General features: G+C 73.6%; 12 protein-coding genes. 3 read left to right on the top strand and 9 right to left on the bottom strand.

Features of this window, described 5'->3' with window-relative positions; all coding sequences use genetic code 11:
- Positions 1–24 precede the first annotated feature (24 nt).
- The 4 genes from AC27L3_RS24890 to nsdA all read right to left on the bottom strand — a co-directional run bounded on the left by AC27L3_RS24890 (position 25) and on the right by nsdA (position 6,381).
- Positions 25–2,568, bottom strand: a complete 2,544-nt coding sequence (locus AC27L3_RS24890) for a [protein-PII] uridylyltransferase (protein ID WP_487236279.1) — start codon at positions 2,566–2,568, stop codon at positions 25–27.
- A 420-nt stretch (positions 2,569–2,988) separates the two neighbouring features.
- On the bottom strand, positions 2,989–3,327 hold the full coding sequence (locus AC27L3_RS24895) for a P-II family nitrogen regulator (RefSeq protein ID WP_344435916.1): 339 nt from the start codon (positions 3,325–3,327) through the stop codon (positions 2,989–2,991).
- A complete protein-coding gene (locus tag AC27L3_RS24900; RefSeq protein ID WP_487236280.1) occupies positions 3,324–4,604 on the bottom strand; it encodes an ammonium transporter in 1,281 nt (426 codons plus the stop codon). The genes AC27L3_RS24895 and AC27L3_RS24900 overlap by 4 nt, the downstream gene beginning before the upstream one ends.
- Positions 4,605–4,887: 283 nt before the next feature.
- On the bottom strand, positions 4,888–6,381 hold the full coding sequence (nsdA, locus tag AC27L3_RS24905; protein WP_487236281.1) for a transcriptional repressor NsdA: 1,494 nt from the start codon (positions 6,379–6,381) through the stop codon (positions 4,888–4,890).
- Between the two features lie 453 nt (positions 6,382–6,834).
- On the opposite strand from nsdA, the gene AC27L3_RS24910 reads away from it, so the two are divergent.
- Positions 6,835–7,509, top strand: a complete 675-nt coding sequence (locus AC27L3_RS24910) for a bifunctional DNA primase/polymerase (RefSeq protein WP_487236282.1) — start codon at positions 6,835–6,837, stop codon at positions 7,507–7,509.
- 64 nt (positions 7,510–7,573) lie between these two features.
- On the opposite strand, the gene ftsY is transcribed toward AC27L3_RS24910, so the two are convergent.
- Complete coding sequence (gene ftsY / locus AC27L3_RS24915; protein WP_487236283.1) at positions 7,574–8,812, bottom strand: signal recognition particle-docking protein FtsY; 1,239 nt, start codon at positions 8,810–8,812, stop codon at positions 7,574–7,576.
- Between the two features lie 211 nt (positions 8,813–9,023).
- On the opposite strand from ftsY, the gene AC27L3_RS24920 reads away from it, so the two are divergent.
- On the top strand, positions 9,024–10,520 hold the full coding sequence (locus AC27L3_RS24920) for a purine-cytosine permease family protein (protein WP_487236290.1): 1,497 nt from the start codon (positions 9,024–9,026) through the stop codon (positions 10,518–10,520).
- 564 nt (positions 10,521–11,084) lie between these two features.
- Here AC27L3_RS24920 and AC27L3_RS24925 read toward each other — a convergent pair.
- The 4 genes from AC27L3_RS24925 to AC27L3_RS24940 all read right to left on the bottom strand — a co-directional run bounded on the left by AC27L3_RS24925 (position 11,085) and on the right by AC27L3_RS24940 (position 17,450).
- Positions 11,085–12,503: a sugar porter family MFS transporter gene (locus AC27L3_RS24925; protein ID WP_487236284.1), complete on the bottom strand. Its 1,419-nt coding sequence runs from the start codon at positions 12,501–12,503 to the stop codon at positions 11,085–11,087.
- Positions 12,504–12,694: 191 nt separating this feature from the next.
- Positions 12,695–16,264, bottom strand: a complete 3,570-nt coding sequence (gene smc / locus AC27L3_RS24930; RefSeq protein ID WP_487236285.1) for a chromosome segregation protein SMC — start codon at positions 16,262–16,264, stop codon at positions 12,695–12,697.
- A 292-nt stretch (positions 16,265–16,556) separates the two neighbouring features.
- Positions 16,557–16,763, bottom strand: coding sequence for a hypothetical protein (locus tag AC27L3_RS24935; protein ID WP_487236286.1), 207 nt, complete (start codon positions 16,761–16,763; stop codon positions 16,557–16,559).
- Positions 16,764–17,168: 405 nt separating this feature from the next.
- Positions 17,169–17,450, bottom strand: a complete 282-nt coding sequence (locus AC27L3_RS24940; protein WP_344435906.1) for an acylphosphatase — start codon at positions 17,448–17,450, stop codon at positions 17,169–17,171.
- A 130-nt stretch (positions 17,451–17,580) separates the two neighbouring features.
- On the opposite strand from AC27L3_RS24940, the gene AC27L3_RS24945 reads away from it, so the two are divergent.
- Positions 17,581–18,660 carry a CAP domain-containing protein gene (locus tag AC27L3_RS24945; RefSeq protein WP_487236287.1) on the top strand — a complete coding sequence of 360 codons (1,080 nt, stop codon included), beginning with the start codon at positions 17,581–17,583 and terminating at the stop codon, positions 18,658–18,660.
- Positions 18,661–18,698: the final 38 nt, after the last annotated feature.

Genomic DNA, 18,698 nt, shown 5'->3' on the forward strand with positions numbered 1-18,698 from the left:
GGTCCTCATGGTCAGGGGGCAGGGTCAATCGCCCTCAAGAGTATCCGGCCCGGCCACCCCCGGGCCCTGCGCGGTCGACAATCCCTCCCCCAGGACCCGCGTCACCGCCTCCGCGAGCCGCGCCGCATCGCGCTCCGACAGCGGCTCGCCGTCCGCATCGGTCACATAGAACGCATCCACCACACTCGCCCCCAGCGTGCTCACGTGCGCGCTGCGCACCCACACGCCCTGCGCCTCCAGGGCGCGGCCCAGGCGGTGCAGCAGGCCCGGGGCGTCCTGGGCGCGGACCTCCAGGACGGTGGCGTCGCGCGATGCGCCCTCGCGCGCCACGACGACGCGCGGCGGCGCGTGCACGGGCCTGCGGCGCCGGGCGTACGCCGCCTCGCGCTCCGCCAGGCGCGCGGCGATGTCCAGCGAGCCGTCCAGGGCCCTTACGAGGTCGTTGCGCAGGCGGGCCGCCTCCGGCAGGGACCCGTACTCGGCGGCCACGCGCCAGCGCAGCAGCAGGACACCGGTATCCACCGCCCGCAGCTCCGCCGAGCGCACGGTCAGCCGGTGCAGGGCCAGCACCCCCGCCGCGGCCGGCAGGACGCCCGGCTGGTCGGGGACGGCCATGGACAGCTCGACGCCGACCGGCTCCTCCCCCGCCGCCTCCCGCCCCGGCCCGGCGTGCAGGACGACGACGGGAGCGCCGGTACGGGCCGCCTCGGCGGCCTGCCCGCGCTGCTCGGCGGTGGGCTCGGCGCGGTCCCGGCCGGCCGGCAGGGGCCGGCCCTCCAGGACCGCGGCCGCGCGCCGCACGAGGTCGGCCACCAAAAAGGCGCGCCACGAACTCCAGGCGGCAGGGCCGGTCGCCAGGGCGTCGGCCTCGGTGAGGGCGTGCAGCAGCTCCAGCGTGCCGGCGCTGCCGACGGCCTCGACGACCGTACGGACGGTGGCGGGGTCGTCGAGGTCGCGCCGGGTCGCGGTGTCGGCCAGCAACAGGTGGTGCCGGACGAGGGTGGCGACGACGGTCGCGTCCGCGCTGCCCAGGCCGATGCGCAGGGCCACGTCGTACGCCAGGGCCGCGCCCGTCTCGCTGTGGTCGCCGGGGCGGCCCTTGCCGATGTCATGCAGCAGCGCGGCGATCAGCAGCAGGTCGGGGCGGTGGACGCGGCGGGTCAGGGCGGCTGCCTGCACGGCGGTCTCCACCAGGTGGCGGTCCACGGTGAAGCGGTGGATCGGGTTGCGCTGCGGTCTGCTGCGCACCTGCTCCCATTCCGGCAGCAGCCGGGCGACCAGGCCCTCGGCCTCCAGGGCCTCCCAGACGGCCACCGTGGGCTCGCCGGCGCCCAGCAGGGCCACGAACCGGTCGCGGGCCTCGGCGGGCCAGGGCACCGGCAGCGGGCCGGCGGCGGCGAGCCGGCGCACCGTGTGCCGGGACAGCGGCAGACCCGCCTGTGCGGCGGCCGCGGCGGCGCGCAGCGGCAGCAGGGGGTCGTGCTCGGGCCGGGCCGTGCGGGCGAGGACGGCCTCGCCGTCCTGCTCGACGACCCCCTCCGCGAGCGGCAGGCGCTCGGGCTCGACGAAGCCGCCCCGCCCGCCCCGGCCGCCCAGGATCCGGCGCAGCCGGGGCCGGCCGGAGCGGGCGCGCAGCACGCGGCCGACCTCGCGCCAGGTGACGTCCGCGGCGTACGAGACGGTGCGGGCGGCCTCGTACACCTGGCGCAGCAGGGCGTCGGCGTCGGACAGGCCGCGGGCGGCCGCGACCTGGTCCTGTTCCTGCAGGGCGAGGCGGTCGCTGGCACGGCCGGTGCTCAGGTGGAGCGCGTCGCGGGTGTCGAGCAGGAGGGTGCGGGCGGCCTCCAGCCCGTCGCGCGGGGCGTCCGCGAGCCAGGAAGCGGCGACGGCCCGCAGGGCGGTGGCGTCGCGCAGGCCGCCGCGGGACTCCTTGAGGTCGGGTTCGAGAAGGAAGCGCAGCTCGCCGTGGCGGCGGGCGCGCTCCTCGCACATCTCGCGCAGCTCCGGCAGGCGGTGCGGGGCCTGGGCGCGCCAGTCCTCGTACGCGGCGGCGCGCACCCCGGCCGTCAGCTCCGGGTCGCCGGCGAGGTGACGGGCGTCGAGCAGACCGAGGTGCACCTTGAGGTCGTCGGCGGCGGCCTTGCGGGCCTCGGCGGGGGTGCGGACGGAGTGGTCGAGACAGAGCCCGAGATCCCACACGGGGTACCAGAGGCGGTCGGCGACGGCGGCGACGGCGGGAAGGCCCGCGGTGCCGTCGTGGAGCAGCAGCAGGTCGAGATCGCTGCGCGGCGAGAGCTCACCGCGCCCGTACCCGCCGACGGCGACGAGCGCGACGCCGTCGGCGGACTTGCCCAGCAGTCCGCCGAGCCACTGATCGGTGATGCGCGCCAGCCGCGCACGCAACGCCGCACCGGTGTGCGGCGCCTCGCTGAGCAGCCGCAACCGAGCGGCGGCATACCCGCCGCCGGCGGGTGACGGTTTCCGGATCACGGTGCTTTCCCCTGTGCTGATTGCCGTTGACAGCCGCCGAACCGACGACCACGCTGCGGGCCCCCCGCGGGGGCCCATGCGGCTCCGGCCAACGGCCGGGGCAGCGGGCCGACGCGGAGTCCCGGCCAGGGGCCCGGCCCCCGAGGCCGGCCCCCGGCCAGGCCGCTGGCGGGCCGAGTGCTGCACCCGGTCCGAGAGCCGGGCCGACCTGGGCCGCCGTCGGCGACCGCCGGGTGGCGAGCCCGGGACGAAGCTCCGGGACCTGAGCCCGGGCCCCTGCCGCGCCGAGCGGAACGCCCCCGCCCCGACCGGACCCCGGCCTCCTGCAAGGGCCCCAGGCCAGGCCGGTCGGCGGGCCGCCGCAAGGCGTTGGCCGGGGCCCGGCCGCCGGGGGCGGCAGGCCCGGCGAGCCCCCGGCGGCGAGCCCGGGAAGGCTCCGGGGTCCGGCCCGCCGGGTCCTGCACCGGGGCGCCGCGCGCCGCCGGCCCCGGCCGTGGGTCACAGCGCGTCGGGGCCGTGTTCGCCCGTGCGGACGCGGACGGTGGTTTCGACGGGGACCGTCCAGACCTTGCCGTCGCCGATCTTGCCGGTGCGGGCGCTCTTGACGATGACGTCCACGATGTCGTCGGCGTCGGCGTCCTCGGCGAGGACCTCTATGCGGATCTTGGGGACGAGGTCGATGGTGTACTCCGCGCCGCGGTAGACCTCGGTGTGGCCGTGCTGGCGGCCGTAGCCCTTGGATTCGGTGACGGTCAGGCCGTGCACGCCGAAGGCGCGCAGGGCGTCCTTGACCGCCTCGAAGCGGTGGGGCTTGACGATGGCGGTGATGAGCTTCATGCGTCCACTTTCCTGTCGCTGTTCTCGTGGGCGCCCTGGGGTGCGGGAGCGGGGGTACGGGAGGCCGGGGCGCCGCCCACCGCGCTGAAGTCGTAGGCGGTCTCGGCGTGGAACGCCTGGTCGATGCCGCCGACCTCGTCCTCCTCGCTCGCCCGGAAGCCGACGAGCCGGTCGACGAGTTTGGCGAGCAGCCAGGAGACGGTGAAGGAGTAGGCCATGACGGAGAAGGCGCCGAGGGCCTGGCGGCCGAGCTGGGTGAGGCCGCCGACGCCGTCGACGGCCAGGAGGCCGACGAGGAGGGTGCCGATGACGCCGCCGACGAGGTGGACGCCGACGACGTCGAGGGAGTCGTCGTAGCCGAGGCGGAACTTCCAGCTGACCGCCCAGGAGCAGACGGCTCCGGCGACGACACCGATGAGCAGGGCGCCGAAGGCGTTCACGGCGGCGCCGGAGGGGGTGATGGCGACGAGGCCGGCGACGGCGCCGGAGGCGGCGCCGAGGGTGGTGAAGGCGCCGTGCCGGATGCGCTCGTAGGCGAGCCAGCCGAGCATGGCGGCGCCGGTGGCGACCTGGGTGTTCATGGCCATGTTGGCGGCGGTGCCGTTGGCCGCGAGGGCGGAGCCGGCGTTGAAGCCGAACCAGCCGAACCACAGCAGTCCCGCGCCGAGCATCACCAGCGGCAGGCTGTGGGGGCGCATGGGGTCCTTCTTGAAGCCGATGCGCTTGCCGACGACGAGGACGGCGGCCAGTGCGCCGACACCGGCGTTGATGTGGACGGCGGTGCCGCCGGCGAAGTCGATGACCTTGAGTTTGAACAGCCAGCCGTCGGCCTGCCAGACCCAGTGGGCGACGGGGAAGTAGACGATGCTGACCCACAGGGTGATGAACAGCGACCAGGCGCTGAACTTCACCCGGTCGGCGAGGGCGCCGCTCATCAGGGCGGGGGTGATGACGGCGAACATCAGCTGGAAGAGGGCGAAGGCGAGGACGGGGATGCCTTCCTTGCCGCCGGTGAGGGTGTCCGGGTGGATGCCCTGGAAGCCGGCGTGGTCGAGGTCGCCCAGCAGGCCGGCGCCGGTGTCGTCGCCGAAGGCGAGCGAGTAGCCGAAAAGCACCCACAGGACGGTGACGATGCCGAGCGAGACGAAGGACATCATCAGCATGTTGAGTGCGCTCTTGACCCGCACCATGCCGCCGTAGAAGAAGGCCAGGGCGGGTGTCATCAGCATCACGAGTGCCGCACTGATCAGTACGAACGCGGTGTCTGCGCCATTCAACGTCGTGGTCTCCTCACGGCCGCGGCCCGTGCCCCCGAGCGGGCCGGTGGTCCCGGTGGGGCGGTGTGGCCCCGAGGCTGTCGCAGCGTGGTTTCCGTCAGTGCCGTGAGGTGTTTCACGCCGGTTGCGATGACCGGGCACGTGTTACGGCGGGGTGAACGCCCGGCGCGTGCGGGAGGGCAGCCGGGCGCGGCGGCCGTCCGCGCTCGACCTGGCGTGGGGGAGCCGAGTCGGGTGTACGGGGAGGGCCGCCGCGGCCGGGTACGGGGTGCCGGGAGGGCCTTCAGACCGCCTGGGCGGCGGGCTCGGCGGACTCCGGCAGGTGGGTGGCGAGCTGTTCGCCGAGCTCGCGCACGGCGGGGACGTCGCCGAAGTCGCGCACGGCGCTGTCGACGGTCTTGCGCAGCCGGTTGTTGACCCGCTCGGAGCGGACCTGCCGGGCGATGCGCAGCGCCTTGGCGACGGGCTCGCCGATGGCTTCCGGCTCGCGCTGCATCAGGTGCACGGTGGCCATGCCGACGAGGTTGAGCGCATACGACCGCTGGTGGACGCCGTCCTGGGAGAACAGCTCGACGGCGCGCTCCATCTTGGGCCGGGCCAGCTGCGCGTAGGTGGGGCTGCGCCCGGCGACGTAGGCGAGGTCGCGGTAGGAGTGGGCGTTCTCGGCGTTGAGCTCGGCCTCGGAGAAGAAGTGGATCCAGCCGGGGTCGTCGTCACTGGAGGAGATGTCGGCGAAGCAGTCCTCGGCCATGTTCACGGCGCGCTTGACCTTGGCGGGCTGGCCCATGTTGGCGTACGCCCGGGCCTCCATGGCGTACAGCATGGCCTGCGTACGGGGGGTGGCGCTCTCGCGGGAGCCGTACTGGCCGAGGTGGATGAGCTCCAGGGCGTCCTCCGCGCGGCCGAGGTGGATCATCTGCCGGCTCATGTTGGAGAGGATGTAGGACCCCAGGGGCCGGTTGCCGGCTTCTTTGGCGGCGTGCAGGGCGAGCACGAAGTACTTCTGGGCGGTGGGGTGCAGCCCGACGTCGTAGCTCATCCAGCCGGCGAGCTCGGCCAGCTCGGCGGCGACCTGGAACAGGCGTCGGGCGGTGTCCTCGGGCTGCGGTTCCTGCAGGAGGTCGGTGACCTCGTGGAGCTGGCCCACCACGGCCTTGCGGCGCAGGCCGCCGCCGCATTGGGCGTCCCACTGCCGGAACATCACGGTGGTGGACTCCAGCAGCTCCAGCTCGGGCTCGGAGAGGCGGGAGCGGCGGGGGCGGTCGCGCTCGGTGCGCTCGGCGGGCCGGCCGCCGGTGGGGCCGGGCACCAGCCAGCGCTGCATGGGCTCGATGAGGGCGGGACCGGCGGTCAGGGCGAGGGAGGTGCCGAGGAAGCCGCGGCGGGCGAGCATCAGGTCGCTGCGGGAGAACTCGCTGAGCAGCTCGACGGTCTGGGGGGCGGCCCAGGGCAGGTCGATGCCGGAGACGGAGGGGGACTGGTGGGCGGTGCGCAGCCCGATGTCCTCGACGCCGACGACGCAGCCGAAACGCTCGGAGAAGAGCTCGGAGAGGATCTTGGGGATGGGCTCGCGGGGCTGCTCGCCGTCGAGCCAGCGCCGCACGCGGGAGGTGTCGGTGCTGACGTGGTGGGCGCCGAGCTGCTTGGCCCTGCGGTTGACCTGGCGGGCGAGCTCGCCCTTGGACCAGCCGCTGCGCAGGAACCAGGAGTTGAGCTGCTCGTTGGGGCGCTTCTCCGGCTTCTCGGCCCCGCCGGTACTGCTGACATTGCCGACCACGGGAACGCCCCCATCCGAAACTCTGCGTCTACGCGTGTCTGCGTCTACGTGTGTCTACGCATCCTGTGTCCACACGGACCGGTGGTCACACGTGCGTTCACACGTCTGCGTGCGAACCGCCTCCAGCTTGCCGCCCGTTGCGGCCGCCCGTCCGGCAGGATTCGGGTACCGAAAGTAATCCTACGATCACCGCTCGGGCGAGTGGGGTCCAGGAAACGCCACCATTCGCCACCCCAAGGAATGAACTCCTTCCTCACCCATCGCGATTGACTTGACAGGGAACGGCCGAAGGAAACCGAGGGGAGGGTGAATCGATGCGCGCCACCGCGCGCACCGCCGCACGCACCACCCATCGCACACCGTCACGCCCCCTCCGGGCGGGCATCGGCGACCGTGCGTGTCCGAGACACTCCGACACGTAACCATCGGCGAACACGACCCGTTGGAGGGGGCATGGGCTTCACAATCGGCGGCATCCGGGACCTGCGCTCGAGCTCTCGGCGCCGAGGCCGCGCGTCCGAGTACGTGACGACGGTCGCGGAGTACACCGGCCTGTGGGGCTGGGACGTGGTCCCCGGCGCCCGGGCCTCGCGCGGCGGCGGCCCGGCCTGCTCGTGCGGCGCCGCCGACTGCCCCTCCCCCGGCGCCCACCCGCTGTCGTTCGCCCCGCCGGTGCCCGCGGGCGCCACCCTCGACGAGGCCGCCGCCGCATGGGCCGAGGTGCCGGGCGCGGCCGTGCTGCTGCCGGTGGGCCGCTCCTTCGACGTGCTGGAGGTCTCCGAGGCGGCCGGGCGGCACGCCCTGGCGCGGCTGGAGCGCATGGGGGTGCCGCTGGGGCCGGTGGCACTGACCCCGCACGGGCGGGCGCTGTTCTTCGTCGCCCCGGGAGCGGCCGCGGAGCTTCCGCAGCTGCTGTACCGGATGGGCTGGGACGACGCCCGGCTGGACCTCAAGGGGCTGGGCCGCGGCGACCACGTCACGGCGCCGCCGTCGGACTTCGCCGGGCTCGGGCCCATGCGCTGGCTGCTGCCGCCCGCCCTGGACACGGCCGGCCGGCCGCCGGAGGCACGGCTGCTGCTGGGCACGCTGGCGTACGTGTGCCACCGCTCGGGCGCCGCGGGCAGCTGAAAGGGGTGTCCTCGCGGCAGCGGTGCTGCGACGAGGACACCCCTTTCGCGCGGGTGGGCGGGACTCAGCCCAGCAGGGCGTCCACGAACGCCTCGGGCTCGAACGGCGCGAGGTCGTCCGCGCCCTCGCCCAGGCCGACGAGCTTGACCGGCACGCCCAGCTCGCGCTGGACGGAGACGATGATGCCGCCCTTGGCGGTGCCGTCGAGCTTGGTGAGCACGATGCCGGTGATGTTGACGACCTCGGCGAAGACCCGGGCCTGGGTCAGGCCGTTCTGACCGGTCGTGGCGTCGAGGACGAGCAGGATCTCGTCGACCGAGCCGTGCTTCTCCACGACGCGCTTGACCTTGCCGAGCTCGTCCATGAGGCCGGTCTTGGTGTGCAGGCGGCCGGCGGTGTCGATCAGCACGACGTCCGCGCCCTCGGCGATGCCCTCCTTGACCGCGTCGAAGGCGATCGACGCCGGGTCGCCGCCCTCCGGGCCGCGCACCGTACGGGCGCCCACCCGCTCGCCCCAGGTCTGCAGCTGGTCGGCGGCGGCGGCACGGAAGGTGTCGGCCGCGCCCAGGACGACGGACTTGCCGTCGGCGACGAGCACCCGGGCGAGCTTGCCGGTGGTGGTGGTCTTGCCGGTGCCGTTGACGCCGACGACCATGACGACGCCGGGCTTCTCCTCGCCGTTCACGGCCACGCCCGGCTCGGTGTGGACGCTGCGGTCGGCCTCGGTGCCGATGAGGGCGAGCAGCTCCTCGCGCAGCAGGTCGCGCAGCTCCTCGGGCGTACGGGTGCCGAGCACGCGCACGCGCTCGCGCAGGCGCTCGACGAGCTCCTGGGTGGGGGCGACGCCGACGTCGGCGGTCAGCAGGGTGTCCTCGATCTCCTCCCAGGTGTCCTCGTCCAGGTGCTCGCGGGAGAGCAGGGTCAGCAGACCCTTGCCCAGGGAGTTCTGGGAGCGGGAGAGCCGGGCGCGCAGGCGCACCAGGCGGCCGGCGGTGGGCTCGGGGACCTCGATCTCCGGCTCGGCCGGGGCCTCGGGGAGGGCGGGCTCCACGACGGGGGCCTCGGGCTCCGGCGTCTTCGCCGGAGGCAGTTCCACTTCCTCGACCGTGCGGCGGGGTGCCGCGGTCGGGGTCTCGGCCTCCTCGCCGATGTGCGGCTCGGCGGGCGGCGCGGTGACGGACGGGGTCGGGGTGCTCGGCGGAGCGGGCGGCAGCTGCTTCTTCTTGCGGCTGCTGACCACGAGCCCGCTGATCGCGCCGAGCGCGACCACAGCGATGACGACAGCAAGGATGACGATTTCCATAACGGACCCAGTATCGGACACCGCGGGGATCGGGCACCGCGACGCAAGGTTGTTGTGGTTTTCCACAAGGACGAATGGCCCTAACCGGCCAAAGTTAGATCAAAGTACGATGGCGTGGGCTTGCGCAACGCGCGTAGAGTCCCGACCGTCCCTTTCTGCCCAGGCCCCGCCCTGGTTCACCCCGCACGGAGCCCCCCACATGGCCCCCACCATGGACAACGCTGCCGAAGGCGCCAACGTGTCCAGCCCCGACGGCGCCGCAGGCGCCATCGAGACCCGCGGCATCGAGCCCGTACCCGACCACGAGCGGCACGGCCGGGTCCGGGAGCTCTTCCCGACCTGGGTTGCCGCCAACATCAGCGTGCTGCTGCTCACCATGGGCGCCGCGCTGGTGGTCTTCAACAAGCTGAACTTCTGGCAGGTCCTCGTCGTGGCCGCGTGCGCCGCGCTGGTGTCCTTCGGCCTGGTCGGCGTGCTGTCGGTGTCCGGCAAGTGGGGCGGCGCCCCCGGCGCGATGCTCTCCCGTGCCACGTTCGGCGTGCGGGGCAACCTCTTCCCCGGCGCGATCCTGTGGGTCGCCCGCTTCGGCTGGGAGACGATCAACGCGGTCACCGGCGCGTACGCGGTGCTGACCGTCCTCGACCTGGTGCTCGGCGTCAAGAGCAACACCGTGCTCATCATCGTGACGCTCTTCGCCTTCGTCGCCTGCACCTTCCTGGTCAGCGGCATGGGCCGCAAGGCGCTCAACGTCTGCAACACCTGGTCGACGTACCTCTTCGGCGTCTTCAGCGTCCTGGTGCTCGGCTACCTGATCGCCCACATCGAGTGGGACGAGGTCTTCTCCAAGCCCGCCGGCACCACGGCCATGGTGATCGCCGGTATCGGCACCATCGCCGCCGGCGGCATCAGCTGGGTGCCCACCGGCCCGGACTTCGCCCGGTACCTGCCGCACGCCGCCTCCGGCAAGAAGATCGTCGGCGCCACCGTCTCCGGCGCCGGCATCGTCATGGTGCCGATGGTGCTCATGGGTGCCGTGATGGCCGTGGCGACGCCCAAGCTCGCCGACGCCCCGGACCCGGTCTCCTTCCTCGGCGACATCCTGCCGACCTGGCTGGCCGTGCCCTACCTGATCACCGCCATCGTCGGCATGCTCCTGATCAACAGCCTGTCGATGTACTCCGCCGGCTTCACCGCCCAGACCATGGGCGTCAAGCTGCCGCGCGCCATGGCCGTCAGCATCAACGCCTTCATCTCCCTCGCGGGCGGCCTCCTGCTGATGCTGGTCGCCAAGAGCTTCCTCAGCTCCTTCATCACCTTCCTCATCCTGCTGGCCGTCTCCTTCTCCGCCTGGATCGGCGTCTACGCCGTCGACATGGCCCGCCGCCGGTCCCGCGCCGTGCGCTACGACGCCGAAGCGCTGATGGACACCGGCCGCACGAGCCGCTACTGGTACGTCGGCGGCTTCTGCTGGCAGGCCATGACCGCCTGGGGCGTCGCCCTCCTCGCCGGCCTCGCCTTCACGGACTGCGCCTGGTTCAGCGGCCCCCTGTCGTCGACGTTCGTCGGCAAGTACGGCCTGGGCTGGGCGGCGACGATTCTCATCTCGGCCGCGGTGATGGCCGCGCTGCCGGTGCCGCGTGAGAACGCGGCGGAGGCGGCGGCCGCGGCCGCGGAGGCGGCGGAGCCGGAGAAGGTGCCGGCGGCGTAGCCTGCGCCCCCTCCCCCACCTGCAAAGGGCCCCCTCGGGGGCCCTTTCGCGTACCCGCACCCCGCCGGTGGGCGCGCAGCGCCCGGCAGGCGCACGGGGACCGACGGCCCGGTGGGCATGCAGCGCCCCGCAGGGGGCACGGGGACCGGCCGCCCGGTGGGCGCGCAGCCGCCCGCAGGGGCGCGGGGGCCGGCCGCCCGGCCTCGTTCCTTCGGCCGGGGGCCAGGGGCGAAGCCCCGCCAGGCCGGGCCGGCGGCCGGTTGCAGCGCACCCGCAGGCACACGGGCCCGACTGCCCGATGGGCGCGCAGCGCCCCATAGGGGCGCGGGGAACTGCGCGACGAGCCACGACGCGCCCGCAGGTGGAGTGCCCCCGGGCCCCGGGCCCCGGGCCCGGGCCCCAGGGTGGCGGCAGCGCATTCGGCCGCGGGCCGTCAGTGGCCGATCGCGCCGTCGCCCGCGCCCCTGCGGGGCGCCGTCGTGCCGCCCGAGCGGAGCGCAAACGGCGGCTGCCCCCGGCTCGTACGAGCCGGGGGCAGCCACGGGGAGAGGGGCGGCGGGGGGGTTAGCCCATCTCCTCCAACGCCTTGCCCTTGGTCTCCTTCACGAACTTCGTCACGAAGGGAATGGAGAGCACGGCGAAGACCGCGTAGATCACGTACGCCCCGGACAGGTTCCAGTCCGCCAGGCTCGGGAAGCTGGCCGTGATGGCCCAGTTGGCGACCCACTGCGCGGAGGCGGCGACGCCGAGCGCCGCGGCGCGGATGCGGTTGGGGAACATCTCGCCCAGGAAGACCCAGACCACGACGCCCCAGGAGAGCGCGAAGAACAGGACGAACGCGTGGGCCGCGATCAGGGCGACGGTGCCCTGCGTGGTGGGCAGGGTGCCCTCGGCGGACTTGGAGGCGAAGGCCCAGGCCTCCAGGGCGAGGGAGAGGGCCATGCCGACGGAGCCGACGAGGGCGAGCGGCTTGCGGCCGATGCGGTCGACGAGGACCATCGCGATCACGGTGCCGACGATGTTGATGATCGACGTGGTGAAGCTGTAGAAGAACGAGCTCTCGGGGTTGACGCCGACCGACTGCCACAGCGTCGAGGAGTAGTAGAAGGCGACGTTGATGCCGACGAACTGCTGGAAGACGGAGAGTCCGATGCCGATCCAGACGATCGGGAGCAGGCCGCCCTTGCCGCCGACGAGGTCCTTGAACGTGGACTTCTGCTCGCTCTTCATCGCGTGCTCGATCTCGGCGACGCGCTTGTCGAGGTCGACGCCGGAGCCCTCGACCTCGGCCAGGACCTGCTTGGCCTTGTCGATCTTGTCGACGGAGATCAGGAAGCGGGGCGACTCGGGGATGGCGAGGGAGAGCAGGCCGTACAGGACGGCGGGGACGACCATGACGCCGAGCATGACCTGCCAGGCCTCGATACCCATGATCTTGCCGCGCTGCTCGCCGTGGGCGAGGTTCAGCAGGCCCCAGTTGACGAGCTGGGAGACGGCGATGCCGACGACGATGGCGGCCTGCTGGAAGGCGCCGAGGCGGCCGCGGTAGGCCGGCGGGGAGACCTCGGCGATGTAGGCCGGGCCGATGACCGAGGCCATGCCGATGGCGATGCCGCCGAGGACGCGCCAGAAGGCCAGGTCGTACAGGGAGAACGGCAGGGCCGAGCCGATCGCGCTGATGGTGAAGAGGACCGAGGAGATCTGCATCGTGCGGATGCGGCCGATGCGGTCGGCCAGGCGGCCCGCGGTGGCTGCGCCGACGGCGCAGCCGATCAGCGCGATGGCGATGACCTGGGCGAGGGCGGCGGAGCCGATGTCGTACTTCGCACGGATGCCCTCGACCGCACCGTTGATGACGGAGCTGTCGTAGCCGAAGAGGAAGCCACCCATGGCCGCGGCCGCGGTGATGAAGATGACGTGGCCGAGGTGGTCCGGAGCGGCCTTGCGGCCCTCGGACCCCTGCGCCGTCGCAGTGCTGGTCAAGGTTTTCTCCTGGAACCCGGCGACACTGCCGGGGTGGGGGGCGCCTCGGTGGGACCGGACGATCAACCACGTGAAGGCGTGAGCAACGCGGCAAACCTTATGCCTTCAGTTTTTTAAGTCAATAGGGTGTGAGGAAGAAATCAGATCACCGTTTGCCCCTTGTTAGCTTCAAGAGTTGAAGTGATCTTGAGTTAGCGCAGTCGCTGGCTGACGACCTTCGACACGCCGTCGCCCTGCATGGACACTCCGTACAGGGCGTCCGCCACCTCCATCGTGCGCTTCTGGTGCGTGATCACGATGAGTTGGGAGCTCTCCTGCAGCTCCTTCATGATCCGGATCAGCCGCTGGAGATTGGTGTCGTCCAGGGCCGCCTCCACCTCGTCCATCACGTAGAAGGGGCTCGGCCGGGCCTTGAAGATGGCGACGAGGAGCGCCACCGCCGTCAGCGAGCGCTCGCCGCCGGAGAGCAGGGACAGCCGCTTGACCTTCTTGCCCGGCGGGCGGGCCTCGACGTCAACGCCGGTGGCCAGCATGTCGTCGGGGTCGGTCAGCACCAGCCGGCCCTCGCCGCCGGGGAAGAGCCGGGAGAAGACGCCCTCGAACTCGCGGGCCGTGTCGTGGTACGCCGCCGTGAAGACCTCCTCCACCCGCTTGTCGACGTCCTTGACCACCTGCAGCAGGTCCGCCCGGGTCTTCTTGAGGTCGTCGAGCTGCTCGGAGAGGAACTGGTGCCGCTCCTCCAGCGCCGCGAACTCCTCCAGCGCCAGCGGGTTGACCTTGCCCAGCTGCTGGTAGGCGCGCTCGGCCGCCTTCAGGCGCTTCTCCTGGGCGGCGCGGTCGTAGGGGACGGGCCGGTTGCGGGGGTGCTCGGGGTCCTCGGGCAGCACCTCGCCCTCCGCCGGGGGCGAGGGCGGCACGGGCTGGTCGGGGCCGTACTCGGCGATCAGTACGGCGGGTTCGACGCCCAGCTCCTCCAGGGCCCGGCCCTCCAGCTGCTCGATGCGCAGCCGCTTCTCCGCCCCCAGCACCTCGCCGCGGTGCACGGAGTCGGTGAGCTTGTCGAGCTCGGTCTTCAGGTCGCGGGCGGCGCCCCGGCCGGCGACGAGCTCCTCCTCCCGGGCCGCCTTGGCGGCCTCGGCGGCGCGCCGCTCCTCGTCGGCGCGCACGAGGGAGACCTCGACGTGTGCCAGCAGCTGCCGGGCGCCGGCCGCGACGGCGGCGGCCACCTCGGCCTCGTGGCGCAGCCGGGCGCGGCGGCGTTCGGCGCGGGTCCTGGCCTCGCGCTCGGCGGCGGCCGCGCGGTCGAGGGAGTCGGCCCGGCCGGCGAGGGCCTTGACGCGTTCCTCGTGCGTACGGACCTGCAGGCGCGCCTCCATCTCGGTCTGGCGGGCGTTGGCGCCGTCGGCGGCGAGGCGGTCGCGTACGGAGGTGTCGGGTTCGTCGGTGCCGTCGGCGGCGGCGAGGTCCTCGGCCGCGGCGAGGCGGGCGGCCAGTTCCTCGGCCTCCTCGGTGGCGCGGGTGAGGGCCTCGCGGGCGCGTTCGGCCGCGGCGACCGCGCGTTCGGCCTCGCCGGCGGCGGCGCGGGCCTGGCCGGCGAGCCGGCCGAGCACCTGCGCGCCCTGCGAGCGTTCCCGCTCGGCGGCGCTGCGGCGGGCGGCGAGCTCCTCGACGAGCGCGGCGGCGGTGCGGCGGCGCTCGGCGGCCGCGTCGCGCTCGGCGCGCAGGGCGGCGCAGCGCTCGCCCAGGCGGGTGAGGGAGGCGGCGGCCTCGTCGACGGCGGCCTGGGTCTCCAGCAGGCTGGGCGCCCCGCCGGAGCCGCCCTGGGCGTAGTGGGCTCCGAGCAGGTCGCCCTCGGCCGTGACGGCGGTCAGGTGCGGCCGGGAGTGCACGAGGGCCTCGGCGTCCTCCAGGGTGTCGACGACCACGATGTCGCGCAGCAGCCGGTGCACGGCGGGCAGCAGGGTCTCGGGCCCGCGCACGAGGCGGGCGGCGTACAGCGGCCCCGGAGCGTCCGGGCTGCCGGGCAGGGACGTTTCCTCCGGTGCCCCGGCGAGGAGGAGGGTGGCCCGGCCGGCGTCCTCCTTCTTCAGCACGCGCAGGGCCTCGGCCGCCGCGGCGGGGCCGGAGACGGCGACGGCGTCGGCGGCCGCGCCGAGGGCGGTGGCGACGGGCAGTTCGTGGCCGGGGGCGACGCTCAGCAGTTCGGCGGCCGGGCCCAGCACGCCGGTCAATCGTTCCTTCGCGCTCAGCAGGGCGCCGGTGCCGTCCTTGCGGCGCAGACCGAGGGCGAGGGCGTCGTGGCGGGCGGTGAGGGCGGCGCGGTCGCGTTCGGCCTCGGTGACGGCCTCGCGGGCGGCGTCGAGATCGGCGTCGGCCTCGGCGAGGGCGGCCCGGGCCCGTGCGTGGGCGGCGGCCAGTTCGGTGTCCTCGGCGTCGGTGCCGCCGGCCTCCGCGAGGTGGCGCTCGTACTCCTCCTGGGCGGCCGCTGCGCGCTCGGCCGCCTCCTCGCGGGCCTGTTCCAGCCGGCCGATCTCGGCCTCGGCGGAGGCGGCGCGGCCGCGGGCGGCGGTGACCCTGCCGTGCAGCCGGGCGAGCTGTTCGCGGCGGTCGGCGACGGCGCGGGCGGCGTCGCGCAGCCGGCGTTCCTCCTCGGCGAGGCGGCGTTCGAGCTCGGCGCGGTGCGCGGAGGTGTCCTCCAGGGCGCGGCCGGCCGCCTCCAGGGCGGCTTCGAGCTCGGCCTCCTGTTCGCGGATGCGGGCGGCCTCGCGTTCGAGGTCCTCGGGGTCGCGGCCGCGCCGGTCCTCGGCGGGGGCGGAGGTGGCGCTGGTGACGCGGGCCTCGGCGAGGCTGACGGTGCCGCGTACGCGTTCGGCGAGGCGGGAGAGCTCGTACCAGGTCTGCTGGGCCCGGGCCAGGCGCGGGGCGAGGGCGCGGACCTGCTCCTCCAGGGCGGCCTCGCGCTGGGCGGCGGCGCGCAGCTCGGCCTCGGCGGCCTCCTTGCGGGCCTTGAGGGCGGCCTCGTCGGCGATCTCGGAGCGCAGGGCCTCGCGCAGGGCGACGAGGTCGTCGGCGAGCAGGCGCAGCCGGGCGTCGCGCAGGTCGGCCTGGATGACGGCGGCGCGGCGGGCGACGGCGGCCTGCCGGCCGAGCGGCTTGAGCTGGCGGCGCAGTTCGTCGGTGAGGTCCTGCACGCGGGCGAGGTTGGCCTTCATCGCCTCCAGCTTGCGCAGCGCCTTCTCCTTGCGCTTGCGGTGCTTGAGGACGCCCGCGGCCTCCTCGATGAAGGCGCGGCGGCCCTGGGGATCGGCGTGCAGGACGGAGTCGAGCTGGCCCTGGCCGACGATGACGTGCATCTCGCGGCCGATGCCGGAGTCGGAGAGCAGTTCCTGGATGTCCAGCAGGCGGCAGGTGTCGCCGTTGATCTGGTACTCGCTGCCGCCGTTGCGGAACATGATCCGCGTGATGGTGACCTCGGCGTACTCGATGGGCAGGGCGCCGTCGGAGTTGTCGATGGTCAAGGAGACCTCGGCGCGGCCGAGCGGGGGACGGCCGGTGGTCCCGGCGAAGATGACGTCCTCCATCTTGCCGCCGCGCAGCGACTTGGCCCCCTGCTCGCCCATGACCCAGGACAGGGCGTCGACCACATTGGACTTGCCCGAACCGTTCGGACCCACCACACAGGTGATGCCGGGTTCGAAGCGCAGGGTCGTGGCGGAGGCGAAGGATTTGAACCCGCGCAGGGTCAGGCTCTTGAGGTGCACGCGGGAGGACTCTACCGGCCGGCCGCCCCGTGCCCGGGCGCTGCCGCTGTGTCGCTCGTTGTTCGCACGGGTTTCACCCTGCGAGGGGCAGGGCACATGAAGGGCACGTCGTGCGTGAGGCGGCGATCGGGGGTCGGCCGACACAGCGCGACCGACACGGCCTTCAGGGGCGGACCGAGGGGGGAGCCGGCGGGGGGATACGACGAAGGGACGCCGAAGCGTCCCTTGCAGCTGCGACTCCTGGCGGCTGCCGATGATGCAGCCCGACCGGGCCCCCGGGGCGGGGCGCGGATCAGGCGAGCGCAGGCTCCGCCTTGGATACGTCGATGGTGTCGAGCAGCGAGTCACCGTGGTGAGCGGCGGCAGCCAGCGCGTCGTTCTCGGCCTGCATCCGGATGAGCTCGGATTCGAGGTCCTGGACACGCTGCTGGAGCCGTCGCATCTCGGAGAGGACTCGGGGGTCGGAGCCGCCGACGTAACCGAGAAGCGCCTTTGCCATGATGGATGGTCCTCCACACTGAGTGACCGACCGAAGCGGTGTGGGTCGTGAGGGATTCGCACCCGCGGTGTCTGCCATCGCTACTACGGTCTTCCAATGCCAAACAGCTAAGGTGCGCGGGGCTTCCAGAGTCTCACCAAATGGTTTGACGGTCAACACGATCACACGCTGTATCCGCAGGCGTCCCGGGGGTGCGCGCGAGTAATCGGCGCCGCATTCCGCACCCGGGGCCCTCAGGGCCGCTTGGAGATCATCCGTTGACAGGCAGCCTTGCATGCTGCGGCCCGCTTGGCAACCATCAGGCGATTTCCGTCCCTCACATATGCCGATGGCATATGTGAGGGACTCTCGTCCGCCGCGCTTCCGGGGGAAACCCGGCCACTATCCGATTTCCCGGCCGTACGGTCAGCGGATCTCGAAGCCGGCGTAACCCCCCTTGGGCGCGTCCCAGATCTCGGTGACGCCGTCGACGCGCCCGGGCGTGTCGCCGTCCCGCAGCCAATCGAGCAATTGTTCGCAGGCCCCGCGGGGGCCCTCGGCCACGACCTGCACGCGGCCGTCGGACAGGTTGGAGGCAAAGCCGATCAGATCACCGATCCGCAATGCATTGGCCCGAGTGAACCAACGAAAGCCAACACCCTGCACATGGCCGCGCACCCACGCCGTCAGACGGACATTCTCGTTCATGCCTGCACGTTAACCGGGCAATTACATAAGCAGCACTTCGACCCCGCGCCCCGTGCCGTACAGTCGCGGCCGAATAAGGCTCCCCCGTACGAGTGACCACTTCGACACCGACACGTGAGGAAGACTGCGGATGGGTCGCCATCGACGCTCCGAGGACCCGGCCGAGGCGGTCACCCAGCCCCTCCCCGTCGTACGCCCAGGGGGTGGTGGCGGCGGGCGGCACCGCAGCCCGCACCGGGGCGGGCGGAAGAAGACGCCGCACCCGCAGGCGGTGGCCGCGGCCGCCGCGAAGGGCGGCAAGGGCGCCCCGAGCCGGCGCGCAGGACTGCTGGGCGCCTCGGCCGCGGTGGCCATGGGCGCCGTGGCCATGGTCTCCGGCCTGCTGCCGGGCGGGGTCTTCCCCGCCGGGGACGGACAACCGCCGGGCACGGGCCCCGGCGGACAGGTGCGCGCCGACGGCCCGCCCGAGGCGACCGTACCCATCGCCCCCGCGGCCCCCGCGCCCGGCGCGGGCGCCCGGCCGCAGCGGCCCGCCGACCGACCGGCGGGCGACCGCGCGGAGCCGGTGGCGCCGGACGGGGGAATGCAGCAGGCGGGCTTCCACGAGCCGGCCCGGACCGCGCCCGGGCGGGACACCGCGCCACGCCACGCCGCCGCACCTACCTCCTCCCCGTACGCCGCACCCTCCGGGCATCCGGCCGGCGTGCCGCGACCGGCCGCACCGGCGCACGGGCAGCACGCGCCGCATGCGCCGCACGCGCAGCACTCCCCCGCACCGGACGAGGACGACGAGGACGCGCAGCCGCTGCGCGCCGCGGCGCTGGCCGACCCGCACGCAGCCGCCGCCCACCTGGTGGTGTCGCTGGTCAACGCCGAACGCGCCAGGGCCGGCTACCGCCCCCTGCGGGCCGACGTGCGGCTGAACCGACTGGCACAGTCCTTCAGCGACGACATGGAGCGCCGGAGCTTCTTCGACCACACCGACCCCGACGGCCGGACCCCCTGGGACCGGGCGGCCCGGCGCGGCATCAAGAACCTCGGCGGGGAGAACATCGCCCGCGGCCACCCGGACCCCCACACCGTGATGGACGCCTGGATGCGCAGCAGCGGGCACCGGGCCAACATCCTCAACTGCGACTACCGGAGCATCGGCGTGGGGATCCGCCACGGCGGCAACGGCCCCTACTGGACGCAGGACTTCGGCTACTGACACCGGGCCCGGGGGGCCCCCGCGCCCCGGGGGCCCCG

This window comes from Streptomyces sp. PKA51 (assembly GCF_057552455.1).

Bases quoted from the DNA above. Each gene is read 5' to 3' on its own strand.
- AC27L3_RS24910 (WP_487236282.1), top strand. From the start codon at position 6,835: ATGGGCTTCACAATCGGCGGCATCCGGGACCTGCGCTCGAGCTCTCGG.
- AC27L3_RS24940 (WP_344435906.1), bottom strand. From the start codon at position 17,450: ATGAACGAGAATGTCCGTCTGACGGCGTGGGTGCGCGGCCATGTGCAG.
- AC27L3_RS24945 (WP_487236287.1), top strand. From the start codon at position 17,581: ATGGGTCGCCATCGACGCTCCGAGGACCCGGCCGAGGCGGTCACCCAG.
- ftsY (WP_487236283.1), bottom strand. From the start codon at position 8,812: ATGGAAATCGTCATCCTTGCTGTCGTCATCGCTGTGGTCGCGCTCGGC.
- AC27L3_RS24895 (WP_344435916.1), bottom strand. From the start codon at position 3,327: ATGAAGCTCATCACCGCCATCGTCAAGCCCCACCGCTTCGAGGCGGTC.
- AC27L3_RS24935 (WP_487236286.1), bottom strand. From the start codon at position 16,763: ATGGCAAAGGCGCTTCTCGGTTACGTCGGCGGCTCCGACCCCCGAGTC.
- AC27L3_RS24920 (WP_487236290.1), top strand. From the start codon at position 9,024: ATGGACAACGCTGCCGAAGGCGCCAACGTGTCCAGCCCCGACGGCGCC.
- AC27L3_RS24890 (WP_487236279.1), bottom strand. From the start codon at position 2,568: ATGGGCCCCCGCGGGGGGCCCGCAGCGTGGTCGTCGGTTCGGCGGCTG.